Annotated in this window: 17 protein-coding genes; 9 read left to right on the top strand and 8 right to left on the bottom strand. The window is 57.9% G+C overall.

Features of this window, described 5'->3' with window-relative positions; genetic code table 11:
• Positions 1-159: 159 nt before the first annotated feature.
• Complete coding sequence (locus J2Y56_RS06055) at positions 160-807, top strand: dual specificity protein phosphatase family protein (RefSeq protein WP_007947911.1); 648 nt, start codon at positions 160-162, stop codon at positions 805-807.
• A gap of 55 nt (positions 808-862) precedes the next feature.
• On the opposite strand, the gene J2Y56_RS06050 is transcribed toward J2Y56_RS06055, so the two are convergent.
• Positions 863-1,150 carry a YheV family putative zinc ribbon protein gene (locus J2Y56_RS06050; protein WP_008152496.1) on the bottom strand — a complete coding sequence of 96 codons (288 nt, stop codon included), beginning with the start codon at positions 1,148-1,150 and terminating at the stop codon, positions 863-865.
• Positions 1,147-3,225, bottom strand: a complete 2,079-nt coding sequence (gene prlC / locus J2Y56_RS06045; protein WP_310349222.1) for an oligopeptidase A — start codon at positions 3,223-3,225, stop codon at positions 1,147-1,149. Before prlC ends, J2Y56_RS06050 begins: the two co-directional genes overlap by 4 nt.
• A gap of 62 nt (positions 3,226-3,287) precedes the next feature.
• Between prlC and J2Y56_RS06040 the strand changes: the two genes are divergently transcribed.
• Positions 3,288-3,833: a gamma carbonic anhydrase family protein gene (locus J2Y56_RS06040; protein ID WP_007947908.1), complete on the top strand. Its 546-nt coding sequence runs from the start codon at positions 3,288-3,290 to the stop codon at positions 3,831-3,833.
• 29 nt (positions 3,834-3,862) lie between these two features.
• The gene (locus J2Y56_RS06035) at positions 3,863-4,513 is read left to right on the top strand and encodes an HAD family hydrolase (protein WP_310349219.1); all 651 of its coding nucleotides are present in this window, start codon (positions 3,863-3,865) and stop codon (positions 4,511-4,513) included.
• A 101-nt stretch (positions 4,514-4,614) separates the two neighbouring features.
• Here J2Y56_RS06035 and J2Y56_RS06030 read toward each other — a convergent pair whose 3' ends face one another.
• Positions 4,615-5,706, bottom strand: coding sequence for an aminopeptidase (locus tag J2Y56_RS06030; RefSeq protein WP_310349217.1), 1,092 nt, complete (start codon positions 5,704-5,706; stop codon positions 4,615-4,617).
• Between the two features lie 59 nt (positions 5,707-5,765).
• Here J2Y56_RS06030 and J2Y56_RS06025 point away from each other — a divergent pair, with 59 nt between their 5' ends.
• Complete coding sequence (locus J2Y56_RS06025) at positions 5,766-6,188, top strand: hypothetical protein (RefSeq protein WP_310349213.1); 423 nt, start codon at positions 5,766-5,768, stop codon at positions 6,186-6,188.
• Between the two features lie 41 nt (positions 6,189-6,229).
• A complete protein-coding gene (locus J2Y56_RS06020; protein WP_007947902.1) occupies positions 6,230-6,655 on the top strand; it encodes a hypothetical protein in 426 nt (141 codons plus the stop codon).
• A 6-nt stretch (positions 6,656-6,661) separates the two neighbouring features.
• On the opposite strand, the gene J2Y56_RS06015 is transcribed toward J2Y56_RS06020, so the two are convergent.
• Positions 6,662-6,895, bottom strand: a complete 234-nt coding sequence (locus tag J2Y56_RS06015) for a DUF1161 domain-containing protein (protein ID WP_007947901.1) — start codon at positions 6,893-6,895, stop codon at positions 6,662-6,664.
• Between the two features lie 158 nt (positions 6,896-7,053).
• Complete coding sequence (locus J2Y56_RS06010) at positions 7,054-7,485, bottom strand: OsmC family protein (protein WP_007947900.1); 432 nt, start codon at positions 7,483-7,485, stop codon at positions 7,054-7,056.
• A gap of 243 nt (positions 7,486-7,728) precedes the next feature.
• Here J2Y56_RS06010 and J2Y56_RS06005 point away from each other — a divergent pair, with 243 nt between their 5' ends.
• On the top strand, positions 7,729-8,730 hold the full coding sequence (locus J2Y56_RS06005) for an LLM class flavin-dependent oxidoreductase (RefSeq protein WP_310349211.1): 1,002 nt from the start codon (positions 7,729-7,731) through the stop codon (positions 8,728-8,730).
• Positions 8,731-8,793: 63 nt separating this feature from the next.
• On the opposite strand, the gene J2Y56_RS06000 is transcribed toward J2Y56_RS06005, so the two are convergent.
• Together J2Y56_RS06000 and J2Y56_RS05995 are read right to left on the bottom strand one after the other, a co-directional pair.
• Complete coding sequence (locus tag J2Y56_RS06000; RefSeq protein WP_007947898.1) at positions 8,794-9,018, bottom strand: DUF1161 domain-containing protein; 225 nt, start codon at positions 9,016-9,018, stop codon at positions 8,794-8,796.
• 123 nt (positions 9,019-9,141) lie between these two features.
• Positions 9,142-9,357: a dodecin gene (locus J2Y56_RS05995; RefSeq protein WP_007947897.1), complete on the bottom strand. Its 216-nt coding sequence runs from the start codon at positions 9,355-9,357 to the stop codon at positions 9,142-9,144.
• Positions 9,358-9,512: 155 nt separating this feature from the next.
• On the opposite strand from J2Y56_RS05995, the gene J2Y56_RS05990 reads away from it, so the two are divergent.
• A complete protein-coding gene (locus tag J2Y56_RS05990; protein ID WP_007947896.1) occupies positions 9,513-9,839 on the top strand; it encodes a YqjD family protein in 327 nt (108 codons plus the stop codon).
• Here the strand turns inward: J2Y56_RS05990 and J2Y56_RS05985 are convergent.
• Positions 9,812-10,729, bottom strand: coding sequence for a LysR family transcriptional regulator (locus J2Y56_RS05985; protein WP_310349207.1), 918 nt, complete (start codon positions 10,727-10,729; stop codon positions 9,812-9,814). The genes J2Y56_RS05990 and J2Y56_RS05985 overlap by 28 nt on opposite strands.
• A 126-nt stretch (positions 10,730-10,855) precedes the next feature.
• Between J2Y56_RS05985 and trpB the strand changes: the two genes are divergently transcribed.
• Together trpB and trpA are read left to right on the top strand one after the other, a co-directional pair.
• Positions 10,856-12,091 carry a tryptophan synthase subunit beta gene (gene trpB, locus J2Y56_RS05980; protein ID WP_007947894.1) on the top strand — a complete coding sequence of 412 codons (1,236 nt, stop codon included), beginning with the start codon at positions 10,856-10,858 and terminating at the stop codon, positions 12,089-12,091.
• Positions 12,091-12,903: a tryptophan synthase subunit alpha gene (trpA, locus tag J2Y56_RS05975; protein ID WP_007947893.1), complete on the top strand. Its 813-nt coding sequence runs from the start codon at positions 12,091-12,093 to the stop codon at positions 12,901-12,903. Before trpB ends, trpA begins: the two co-directional genes overlap by 1 nt.
• Positions 12,904-12,933 lie beyond the last annotated feature (30 nt).

Here is a 12,933-nt window from a genome sequence, read left to right as displayed (position 1 = left end):
CCGTGTCGTTTTTTTATAGAGGCTTATAGGTGTCGCGAATAAAGCCGGGATAAGCCATTCCATTCACAATTCTTTGACAGCCGGCTCACAGGCCTTTGACTGCTTGGAGCCGAAGCTCTGTGACACCTAGCCACCCGATTCCCATACGGTTGCCCGAGCATGTCCCGACTGCGCCTATTTTCTGCGACGTTTCTGATATCACTGGCCGCATTTTTCAACCTGACTCTGGTCCATGCGGATGACAGCACGTCCCCTCGTCCGGCGGAATGGGCTCAACCGGTGGAAATGCAATACAACCTCTTTCAAATGTCCCCGACGCTCTACCGCAGCGCCTTGCCTGACCGTGGCGTCATTGCGTTGCTGGAAAAACTCAAGGTGAAAACCGTCATCAATTTCCTGCCCGAGACGGATTCAAGCTGGTTGTCTACGCCGGGTATCACTCAGGTCCAGTTGCCCTATCGCACCAATCACGTAGATGACGAGGATGTCCTTAAAGCCCTTCGTGCCATTCAGACTGCCGAGTCCCATGGCCCAGTGTTGATGCACTGCAAACACGGGTCGGATCGCACGGGCTTGATGGCGGCCATGTATCGGGTCGTGATCCAGGGTTGGAGCAAGGAAGACGCCCTGGACGAAATGACGCGGGGCGGCTTTGGTGACAGTACTCATTTCAAGGATGGCGTGCGCTACATGATGCAGGCCGATGTCGACAAACTTCGCACCGCGTTGGCCAATGGCGATTGCAGCACCACCCCGTTCGCCGCATGTTCGATGAAGAGCTGGTTGAAATCCGCTCACGTTGAATAAACAGGGGGGAGGGCACCACCTTGAGCCCGGTTCAAAGGCGCAAGGTGGTGGTCACTCAGTGTTGCTCGTCAGGCTTTTTCTTCAGCTTCGGGTTCGGGAAAAACTGTACGGCCTGAACCTTGGCGTCCGGCACTTTCAGCGCCGAAGTATTGACCCGCGTGCCCAACTCCTTGGGCACGGACAGGCCTTGTTCATTCAATGTGTCGGAATAACCGCAGGCCACACACTCGCGGTGTGGGACTTCGTCTTCGTTCCACATCATCAACTTGTCCGGCTCGCTGCACGCCGGGCAGACCGCCCCGGCGATAAAGCGTTTTTTGGTAATCACAGGCCCCTCGCTCATGCTGCCGCGTCCTCACTCAGGCCGCTGTGGCGCAAGAGTGCGTCAATCGAGGGCTCACGGCCACGGAAGTCGACGAACAGCACCATCGGTTCCTGGGAGCCACCGCGCGCCAGAATGGCTTCGCGGAATGCGCGACCGGTCTCGGCATTGAGCACGCCGTCTTCTTCGAACTTCGAGAACGCATCGGCGGACAGCACTTCCGCCCATTTGTAGCTGTAGTAACCCGCCGCGTAACCGCCAGCGAAGATGTGCGCAAAGCTGTTCGGGAAACGGTTGTAGGCCGGGGGACGCATGACCGATACCTCATCACGCACGCCTTCAAGCACCTGCGCCACGCTACGGCCATCACCGTGGGTGGCGTGCAGTTCGAAGTCGAACAGCGAAAACTCCAGCTGACGGACCATCATCAGGCCGGACTGGAAATTTTTCGCCGCGAGCATTTTCTGCAGCAGGTCTTGAGGCAGTGGCTCGCCGGTTTCGTAATGACCGGAGATCAGCGCCAGGCCTTCTGGCTCCCAGCACCAGTTTTCCATGAACTGGCTCGGCAGCTCGACGGCATCCCAAGCCACGCCGTTGATGCCTGAGACGCCGGCGTGTTCGACGCGGGTCAGCAGGTGGTGCAGGCCGTGACCGAACTCGTGGAACAGGGTGGTGACTTCATCATGGGTCAGCAGTGCAGGCTTGCCGCTGTCGGCCGGGGTGAAGTTGCATACCAGATTGGCCACCGGGTTTTGCAACGCGCCTTCGGCCGTGCGGCGACGGTCGCGAGCGCCGTCCATCCAAGCACCGCCGCGTTTGTTGGCACGGGCGTAAAGGTCGAAGAAGAAGCGGCCGACGTGCTGGCCGTTTTCCTTGATTTCAAACAGGCGAACATCCGGGTGCCAGGTATCGAAGCCTTTCTGCTCGGCGATTTCGATGCCGTACAGACGCTGGACGATGGCGAACAAGCCACCCAACACCTTGTCGATCGGGAAGTAGGCGCGCAGGGCTTCCTGAGCCACGCTGTAACGCTGCTCGCGCAGCTTCTCGCCGTAGAAACCGCTGTCCCAGCTTTGCAGGTCCGGGCAACCCTGTTCGGCGGCATAGGCTTTGAGCTGTTCCAGGTCCAGCGCGGCAAACGGCTTGCTGCGTTTGGCCAGGTCACGCAGAAAGCTGAGCACCTGATCGCTGGACTCGGCCATTTTGGTGGCCAGGCTCAACTCGGAGAAACTGGTGAAACCCAGCAGCCTGGCCAGTTCCTGGCGCAGGTCGAGGATTTCTTCCATCACCGGGCCGTTATCGTTCTGGCCGGCATTCGGGCCTTGGTCCGACGCACGTGTGCAGTAGGCGGCGTAGACTTCTTCGCGCAGGGCCCGGTCGTGGGCGTAGGTCATCACCGCGTAGTAGCTCGGGAATTCCAGGGTGATCAGGAAGCCTTCCAGGCCTTTGGCCTGTGCGGCGGCGGCCATTTGCGCCTTGGCCGAATCGGTCAGGCCGGCGAGGCTGGCTTCATCGGTGACGTGCCGGGTCCAGGCCTGAGTGGCGTCGAGCAGCTGGTTGGAGAAGCGGCTGCCCAGTTCCGAGAGCTTGCTCTGCACTTCGGCGTAACGCTTTTGCTCGGCCTCTGGCAGGTCAATACCCGACAGGCGGAAGTCACGCAGTGAGTGTTCCAGGATAGTTTTCTGCGCCACATCGAAACCGGCGGCTTCCGGGCTGTTGGCCAAGGCTTCGAAGGCTTCGAACAATTCGCGGTTCTGGCCCAGTTCGGTGGAGTAGGCACTCAAGGCCGGCAGGCAGGATTCATAGGCTTCACGCAATTCGGCGCTGTTGCACACGGCATTCAGGTGGCTGACCGGGCTCCAGGCCGCGCCCAGGCGATCGTTGAGTTCATCCATTGCCAGTACAAGACCAGCCCAGGTAGGTTGTTTGCCCTGGGTCTTGAGGATCTCGATAATGGCGGCGCGGTTGTCAGCCAGGATCTGTTCAATGGCTGGCTGCACGTGTTCGGCACGGATCGCCGAGAACGGTGGCAGGTCATAGGACTGCAAAAGAGGGTTGTTCACGCTCACGGTTGGCACCTTGGCTGGAAGAAACATGCGGCCATCTTAATTACAATCGACGCTCACCGCAGCTATCAGCAACAGAGAGAAACCCTATCGTGACCCTTCGCAAGTATCAGAACCACACGCCGCTGCTGGGCAAAGGCGCTTTTGTCGACGGCTCGGCGGTGGTGATCGGCGACGTCGAAATCGGCGAAGACAGCTCTGTCTGGCCGCTGACAGTGATCCGCGGTGACATGCACCGCATCCGCATTGGCGCGCGCACCAGTGTTCAGGACGGCTGCGTTTTGCACATCACCCATGCCGGCCCGTTCAACCCCGATGGCTTTCCGTTGCTGATCGGCGACGACGTGACCATCGCGCATAAAGTCATGCTCCACGGTTGCAGCGTGGGCAGCCGGGTTCTGATCGGCATGGGCAGCATCGTCATGGACGGTGCGGTGGTCGAGGATGAGGTGATCATCGGCGCTGGCAGCCTGGTGCCGCCGGGCAAGCGCCTGGAAAGCGGCTTCCTTTATGTCGGCAGCCCGGTGAAACAGATCCGCCCACTGACCGACAAGGAGAACGCCTTTTTCACCTACAGCGCGGCGAATTACGTGAAGCTCAAGGATCTGCATCTGGCTGAAGGTTACGACCAGCTCTGACCCTGCCCCGTTATTGCCCAGGAATAGTCATGCATTACCAAACCGTTTTATTCGACCTCGATGGCACGTTGACCGACCCGCGCGAAGGCATCACGCGTTCGATCCAGTTCGCCCTGAGCAAACTGGGCATCGATGAACCCGATCTGACAAAGTTGGAACACTTCATCGGCCCGCCGCTGTTGCAGGCGTTCATGCAGTTTTACGAATTCGATGAGGCCAAGGCCTGGGAAGCGGTGAATTTCTATCGTGAGCGCTTCAAGGTCACCGGTCTGTATGAGAACAGCGTGTTTGATGGCGTCACCCCGCTGTTGGAAACGTTGAGCGGGCAAGGGCGGCAGTTGTACATCGCCACGTCCAAGCCTTGGGTTTTCGCCCGGGAAATTGCCCGGCACTTCGACTTCGCTAAACACTTCAAAGTTATTTACGGCAGTGAGCTGGATGGCACGCGTACGAATAAGGTTGAGTTGATTGCGCATCTGATGGCTGAAGAAGGTCTGGATCCTGCCAACACACTGATGATCGGCGACCGCAAACATGACCTGATCGGTGCGCGCAGTAATGGGCTGGACTCGGCGGCTGTGGGTTATGGGTTCGGCAGCCACGAAGAGCTGAGTGCAGAAGCGCCGACCTATCATTTCGAAACGCTGGATGAGATGCATCAGGCGTTTTTGCAGCGCTGATAAATCCATTCGCGAGCAAGCCCGCTCCCACATTCGATCGCATTCCTCAATGGATAAACCTGGTTGAATGTGGGAGCGGGCTTGCTCGCGAAGAGGCCCGCTCAACCAGCGGAAATTTTCGATTTTGCCAAGGCTCTCAACGCCGCCTTGCGTTCCCCAACCGGCAACGCCCCCAGCTGTTCGACCGCCGCATAAAACCTCACCCAATCCCAACCCTCTTGCCTGAACAACACGCTAAACGCCGGCACCCATTGGTCATACAACCCAAACGGCAACAGCCGGGCATTGTTCATCGGCGCGCTGATCCAGGCGTCATAGCGTTTGTCCCCAGCCCATTGGCTATCGCGTAACTGCCGGTATTCGCTGCGCAGCCGCTCGAACTCGGCAGCCTTGCGCTGGCGCATTTGATCCGCCGGCAATGGCTGGGCGTACAGTTTTTCAAGGCGCGTGCGAGTATCCAGCACCAGTTGAATAAATTGATCCCGTCGCTGTTCCTGTGTGCCGTTGTCTGGCGCCAGATTGCGGGATGCGCGCCACTGGCGGGTGCCTTCCTGTTCGACGAAGGTGGCGAAAGACTCGTTGAACTCCGTGTCGTCCTTCACATAAATACGTTGATGCGCCAACTCATGGAAAATCAGGCTGGCCAGCCGTTCGTCACCCCAGCCCATCATCGAGCTGATGATCGGATCGTTGAACCAGCCAAGCGTCGAGTAAGCCTCGACGCCGCCAATCGATACGTCCATTCCTTGAAGGCGCTGCACGGCTGCCTCGCCGCGGGCGGCGCTCTGGCTGTAGTAACCGCGATAGGCGACACAACCTGCGATCGGGAAGCAATGGTTCTGCGGCGTCAGGGAAAACTCAGGCGTGACGAAGACATTCCAGACCACGTACGGCCGGCCAATGTCGGCATATAGCCGGTAGCTTTGATTATCCGGCAGGTGCAGTTGCTCGCTGGCGAATGTCCGGGCTTTTTGTGACTGGGTCAGATGGGCGCGCAGTTTCTGATCACGGGAGGGATCTGCAATCACCTCGGCCACCGGTTCACGAGACTGCAGCAGTTGCAGCTGGCCACTGGCCAATTGACCGTAATAGCTGACGCTGGCGCAACCGTTGAGTAACAAAAGCAACACACCCGGAAACAAAACGCGGAAAACGCGATCAAGTAACCCAAGGCTTGGAAACGGCCTGATCAAAATAAAATCATCCCTGGAAAGTCTGCCGCAAGACTATCCCGCCTGACCGGAGCTGCGCTATGCACAAGTTGATGCTGACGGGGAGCCTGTTATTGCTGACAGGCTGTGCTGGATTTGGACTGCCCTACCATGACCCGTCGCAAGCCTGGATCGACCTGAACTCACAACAGGAAGACACGAAGCTGCAGGCATTGGACGTCGACGATAAAGCCGCCACCGACAAACGCTATTTTCAGGTGCCGCCGGGTAGTCATGAGCTGACAGTGCGTTATAAGTTCCCGGTCGAACCGACCAATATCGGCCCGGATGCCGCGCCGCTGTGGCGTGACTGTCAGTTAAATGTGAAATACAGCGAATTCAGCGCCGGTGAGCGCTATCAGCTGCACGCGGGGAATATCGGCTTTCGTCCGTGGGCAAAACTCTATAACCAACAGGGAAAAGTGATTGGCCAAGGCACACAGGCAGGCTGCCAACACACCTGATCAGCGTTATGCTGAATGACCAAATCATTGGGACATTCATCATGCGCAGGTTGATGCTGTTGCTCGCCGCCAGTGCAGTTGCTGGTTGTCAGAGCCCGTTGCCGCCGGTTGATCCGCAGATGGCCTGGGTCGATTTTTCTACGCCATTCCCCAACGATACGTTGTTGATGGCCGAACGGCTGGACAATCAGCGTTTGCGTGACGGGCGTTTTTTCCAGGTCATGCCCGGCAGTCACGTGTTGCTCGTTCGATTCGACTTTCAAGTGCCAGGCGGGGGCGGAGGTTGGGGGATGATGGGCGGCCCGGCGGAACGGTTGTGCTACCTGACCATCAAGTACGATCATTTCGAAGCTGGTCAGCGTTATTTGCTGGTAGGCCAGTCTATAGTGTTTACCCCCGGCGCCCGGCTGTACAACGCAAAACGCGAGATCGTCGCTGAAGATAGCGAGTCCTATTGCCTGATGTGAGGCGAGTCAGCGGTCGTTTTTCTGGTAAATAATTTTCTTGGTGCCGTTTTCGCACGAGCCTACGACCATGTTCTGATCGTGGACTTCGTCATTGGTGACGATTTCCAGGGTGTAGGAAGAGACGTTATTGGCCTGAATCTTGGCTTCGATTTCGGCCTTTAATTCTTCACAGGATTTCGTCTTCGCAAGGGCCGATGTGGCCAGTGCGCAACAGATAACCGCCAAGGCAAAACGTTTCATGGTTGAAGCTCCTTTGAGGCAGCGCGCAGGGTAATACGCTTTCACTGCTGTCATTTATTCGACCACAATTTGGCTGGCCAGGTTTTGTCCGTGCGCAAAAAAAAGACCGCTGCCTGCTTAAAGCCGCGATCTTTTCCAGGTGACTGTAAAAGCGTTGATCAGCTGAGCAATGTCGCCTCCAGACTGATTTTCGCATTCAAAACTTTGGAAACCGGGCAGCCTTCTTTGGCCTTGTTGCTCAATTCCTCGAACTGCGCCTGAGTTGCCCCAGGGATTTTCGCCTGGAGGATCAACTTGACGGCTGTGATCGAAAATCCACCGTCCACTTGATCCAGGGTGACTTCGGCATTCGTATCGATGCTGTCAGCCTTGAGACCGGCATCACCAAGAATCATTGAAAACGCCATGGAGAAGCAACCCGCATGGGCTGCGCCGATCAGTTCTTCCGGATTGGTGCCTTTGCCGCCCTCGAAACGCGCTTTGAAGCCGTAAGGCGCTTCTCTGAGCACGCCGGTTTCAGTGGAGATCGAGCCAATACCGGTTTTCAGGTCACCTTCCCAATGAGCCGATGCTTTCTTCGTAATAGCCATTTCTGCCTCCTCAATATCCGGCGCGAAGCGCCGCGCCTTGGTGGTTTTCGGTTGCTAGGGTTCTGAGGATAGACGGTGATACAAAGTTCACCTGATCTGATTAGTCCTACCGTTTTCGTAGGTTTTTTTGGGCTTGGCTATTGAAACTCGGGTATATGCCCTCATTGCATGAAGCACGCTTATGGATTCGGCAGGTTTTCGTTTGCAAGAAAAACCTGCGACCTCAATTGGAGAAGCAGGTTTATGAAACGACTGTCCGACATTAAGTTCTCGACCCTTGATCTGGTGCCTGTGCGCGAGAACGGCAGCGCAGCTCAGTCGCTGCGCAACTCCCTGGACCTGGCGCAGCACGTCGAAAAATTCGGCTACAACCGCTTTTGGGTTGCCGAGCACCACAACATGGACGGCATCGCCAGCTCGGCGACGTCCGTGTTGCTTGGCTATCTGGCGGGCGGCACCTCGACCATTCGTGTCGGTTCGGGTGGCGTGATGCTGCCTAACCACGCGCCGCTGGTGATCGCCGAACAGTTCGGTACCCTGGAAAGTCTGTACCCGGGCCGTATTGACCTGGGGTTGGGCCGTGCGCCCGGCTCCGATCAAATGACCGCTCGTGCGCTACGCCGTGAACGTTCCGGCAGTGCTGATGACTTCCCGCAAGACGTGGCTGAATTAATGCGTTACCTCGGCCCACGCACCCCGGACCAGCGAATCATCGCCATGCCGGGCACCGGCACCAACGTCCCTGTCTGGTTGCTGGGCTCCAGCCTGTTCAGCGCGCAACTGGCCGGTGAGCGTGGTTTGCCCTACGCCTTCGCCTCGCATTTCGCACCGCGTTTCATGCATGAGGCGATTCGCGTCTACCGCAACCACTTCAAGCCTTCAGCGGTATTGGATAAGCCCTACGTGATGCTCGGTGTGCCGCTGGTGGCTGCTGATACGGACGAGCAGGCTGATTACCTGGCGACGTCGGTCTATCAGCGGATTCTCGCGCTGATGCGTGGACAAAGTCTGGTTCAGCGTCCGCCGGTGAAAACCATGGACGGGTTGTGGCTGCCGCACGAAAGGGAAGCGGTCAGTGATTTCCTCGGGTTGGCGATGGTGGGCAGACCGCAGAAAATCCGCGCCAAACTGGACGTGCTGGTCGAACAGACGCAGGCCGACGAACTGATTTTTACCTGCGACCTGTACGAACATGCCGATCGTCTGCGCTCCTATGAATTGTTGGCGCAGGTTATGAAGGGCTGAAACTTAAACGGCACCCACAAAAAAGCCGACGCCATTGCGTCGGCTTTTCAGTTTCGAAGAGGGTCAGCCCTGCTTGTAGACGATTTGCCTGGAGCCTTTTTCACAGGTGCCAACGACTTTTCCTTCAGCAGCAGCGCCTTTTTCGATAATTTCCAGCGTGTAATTAGCAATACCCTTGGCATCCAGTTTCGCTGCGATTTCGGCTTTCAGCTCGTCGCAAGACTTGCCCTGGGCAAAGGCTGTTCCCGCAAGGCTCAACAAACAACCCGCCAAAATAAATTTCTTCATCGGTCGCATTCCCCTGGTCGGATCAAAAGAGGCATCCACCCATTTGCTGGATACACACATGTAGCGCTTTGCCTTTCCAGATGGCACTCGGCCAGCGCGCAAGTCTAGAAGACTAGCTCAAACTCAGCTACTGGCAATCCGGAATCCGACTTTGAGCGTCACCTGAAAATGGGCCGCCTTGCCGTCCTTGATGTGCCCGCGGGTTTCAGTCACTTCAAACCATTCCATGAGCTTGAGGCTTTTGCTGGCTTCGGCAAGCGCGTTATTGATGGCATCTTCAATGCTACTGGTGGACGAGCCGACCAGTTCGACTTTTTTGTAGGTGTGATGGTCAGTCATGGCGTTCTCCTCAGGGTGTGAATTACAGCCTAGCAGTGATTTTTCGTCTTACTCGCGTTGGCCAATCCGATAGGGATGCACAGATTTACTGCACTTTCTCCAACCCCTGAAGTCCCAACCATCACACGCAACTCAATCAATGCAGGAGAGCCACCATGGCCACCACTTCATTACGTAAAGCCTCATTGCAAAGCATGGAAGCCGAAATCGAGAGTCTGCTGAAATCGTTGGAAAGCTTGAAAGATGATGCGTCAGACGAGTCGCGTAGAACCCTCAAAACCCTGAAAGCCAACGCCGAAAGTGCGCTGAAACATTCGCGTCATCTGCTCAGCGATGCGTACGAAGACGTCAAAGTCAAAACCCGTGAAACCGGAATCGCCACGCGGGACTACGCTCAGGAACACCCTTGGACGACAGCCGGTGTTGCCGTGGGTGCGTTGGGCCTTCTCGCGGCCTATCTGCTGTGCAAACGCGGGAACTGATCCGCTGGGTGCAGTTCGTTCTTGAGCCACTGCGCCAATTGCCGAGCCCGCCCGTCCGCGGCACGCTTGGGTAGCCACAACGCCAGTTGCGCCGGGGTTTCACTGAAACCCCATGGCGCAACCAGGCGACCGGCCTTCACGTCTTCGGCCACCAGCGGCTCCGGTGCAATTGCCACCCCGAGGCCGGCCACTGCGGCTTCCAGCAAGTAATACAAATGCTCAAAACCCTGACCGTATTTCAACGCTTTGGCGTCGAGGCCGCTTTGCTGCGCCCAGCTCGGCCACGCTTGGGGGCGTGAGGTGGTGTGTAGTAGTGGCTCGTTCAGCAGCGCCATGGCCGGAGCGCCTTGCAACCTGGCGTACCCGGCGAATCGTGGGCTCATCACCGGGCCGATCCGTTCGCTGGTCAGTTCATAAACCTGCATGTCCGCTGGCCATGGTGGCTCTGCAAACACCAGCAACGCATCGAGCCCGGGCCGACGCGGATCGAGATCGCCTTCTCCGGCTGACAGGTGCAGGCGTAAATCTGGCAGGTCTGCATTCAGCCGTCCCAGGCGTGGAATAAACCAGCGCGCGAGCAGACTTCCCGAGCAGCCAAGCACAAAGGGCGCGTTGGCGGTGCTTTGCGTCAGCTCTGCACAGACTGTCCGTAAGCGTTCGAAAGCTTCGCCGCTGGCATCGCGCAACCGAATACCGGCATCTGTGAGTTTAAGGCCGCGACCGTCCTTGATGAACAGGCTGACACCGAGGTGTTCTTCGAGCACCTTGAGCTGCCGGCTGACCGCGCCATGGGTGACATGCAGCTGTTCGGCGGCCTGACTGACGCTATTCAGTCGGGCAGTGGCTTCGAAGGCGCGAAGTGCGTTCAGCGGGGGAAGGTCGTGGCTCATATAATCTGTGAGTTTTCCTGACAGGTTGTGGCGATCTTATCGGTTTTCAGGTTGGGCTGTCAGGGGTAGAGTTAAGCCCACTCTCTCTTCACAAGCATCATCTCACCCATTCAACCGGAGCGACCCATGACTCAGACTAATCTGCGCAACGGCCCCGACGCCAACGGCCTGTTTGGCGCGTTCGGCGGCCGCTACGTCGCCGAAACCCTGATGCCGTTGATCCTCGACCTGGCCCGCGAATACGAAGCGGCCAAGGAAGATCCGGCGTTCAAAGAAGAATTGGCCTACTTCCAGCGAGACTACGTCGGACGTCCAAGCCCGCTGTATTACGCCGAACGCCTGACCGAGTTCTGCGGCGGCGCGAAGATTTATCTCAAGCGCGAAGAGCTGAACCACACCGGCGCGCACAAGATCAATAACTGCATCGGCCAGATCCTGCTGGCACGGCGCATGGGTAAGAAACGCATCATCGCCGAGACTGGCGCGGGCATGCACGGCGTGGCGACGGCCACCGTGGCGGCGCGCTTTGGTCTCGACTGCGTGATCTACATGGGCACCACCGACATCGAGCGTCAGCAAGCCAACGTGTTCCGCATGAAGCTGCTGGGTGCTGAAGTGATCCCTGTCGTGGCTGGCACCGGCACCCTGAAAGACGCGATGAACGAAGCGCTGCGTGACTGGGTGACCAACGTCGACAGCACCTTCTATCTGATCGGCACTGTGGCCGGTCCGCACCCTTATCCAGCCATGGTTCGCGACTTCCAGGCCGTGATCGGCAAGGAAACCCGTGATCAGTTGCAAGCTCAGGAAGGCCGTCTGCCGGATAGCCTGGTGGCGTGCATCGGTGGTGGCTCCAACGCCATGGGCCTGTTCCACCCGTTCCTTGACGACAAGAGTGTCGAGATCATTGGCGTGGAAGCCGCTGGTTACGGTATCGAAACCGGCAAGCACGCGGCCAGCCTGAACGGCGGCGTGCCGGGCGTGTTGCACGGCAACCGTACCTTCCTGTTGCAGGACGACGATGGCCAGATCATCGACGCCCACTCGATTTCCGCCGGCCTCGACTATCCAGGTATCGGCCCGGAACATGCTTGGTTGCATGACATCGGCCGCGTTCAGTACACCTCAGTGACCGACGACGAGGCTCTCGACGCGTTCCACAAATGCTGCCGCCTGGAAGGGATTATTCCTGCATTGGAAAGCGCCCACGCCCTGGCCGAAGTGTTTAAACGCGCGCCGACCCTGCCGAAAGATCACCTGATGGTGGTCAACCTGTCGGGCCGTGGCGACAAAGACATGCAGACCGTAATGCACCACATGGAACACTCTCAACAAGAGCAATCGAAGCAGGAGAAACACTGATGAGCCGCCTGCAAACGCGCTTTGCCGAACTTAAAGAACAGAATCGCGCCGCCCTGGTGACCTTCGTCACCGCTGGTGACCCGAGCTACGACACTTCCCTGGCGATCCTCAAAGGCTTGCCCGCTGCTGGCGCCGACGTGATCGAATTGGGCATGCCCTTCACCGATCCGATGGCCGATGGCCCGGCGATCCAGCTGGCCAACATTCGCGCCTTGGGCGCCAAACAGAACCTGGCGAAAACCCTGCAAATGGTTCGAGAGTTCCGTGAAGGCAATAGCGAGACTCCGCTGGTGCTGATGGGTTACTTCAACCCGATCCACATGTACGGCGTGCCGCGCTTCATCGCCGACGCCAAAGAGGCCGGTGTTGATGGTTTGATCGTGGTCGACTTGCCACCGGAACATAACGGTGAATTGTGCGACCCGGCTCAGGCAGCGGGCCTGGATTTCATCCGCCTGACCACACCGACCACCGATGACGTGCGTCTTCCAACCGTTCTGAACGGCAGCTCCGGTTTCGTGTACTACGTGTCGGTGGCCGGTGTGACCGGTGCAGGTGCAGCGACTCTGGAACACGTTGAAGAGGCAGTTGCCCGTTTGCGTCGCCACACTGATTTGCCGATCAGCATCGGTTTCGGCATTCGTACCCCGGAGCAGGCCGCTTCCATTGCTCGTCTGGCAGACGGTGTGGTTGTGGGGTCGGCGTTGATCGATCACATCGCCAACGCTACGACACCGGATCAGGCGATTGATGGCGTACTGAGCCTTTGCGCTGCGCTGGCAGAAGGTGTGCGTCAAGCACGGGTCAGCTGAAGGTAAAGTTGCTGTTGCAGAGGAATTAGA

The sequence above is a fragment of the Pseudomonas sp. BE134 genome (assembly GCF_031456105.1).
Taxonomy (GTDB): domain Bacteria; phylum Pseudomonadota; class Gammaproteobacteria; order Pseudomonadales; family Pseudomonadaceae; genus Aquipseudomonas.
The sequence above is the reverse complement of the archived record's forward strand: the minus strand, read 5'-3'. Positions and strand labels throughout refer to the sequence as shown.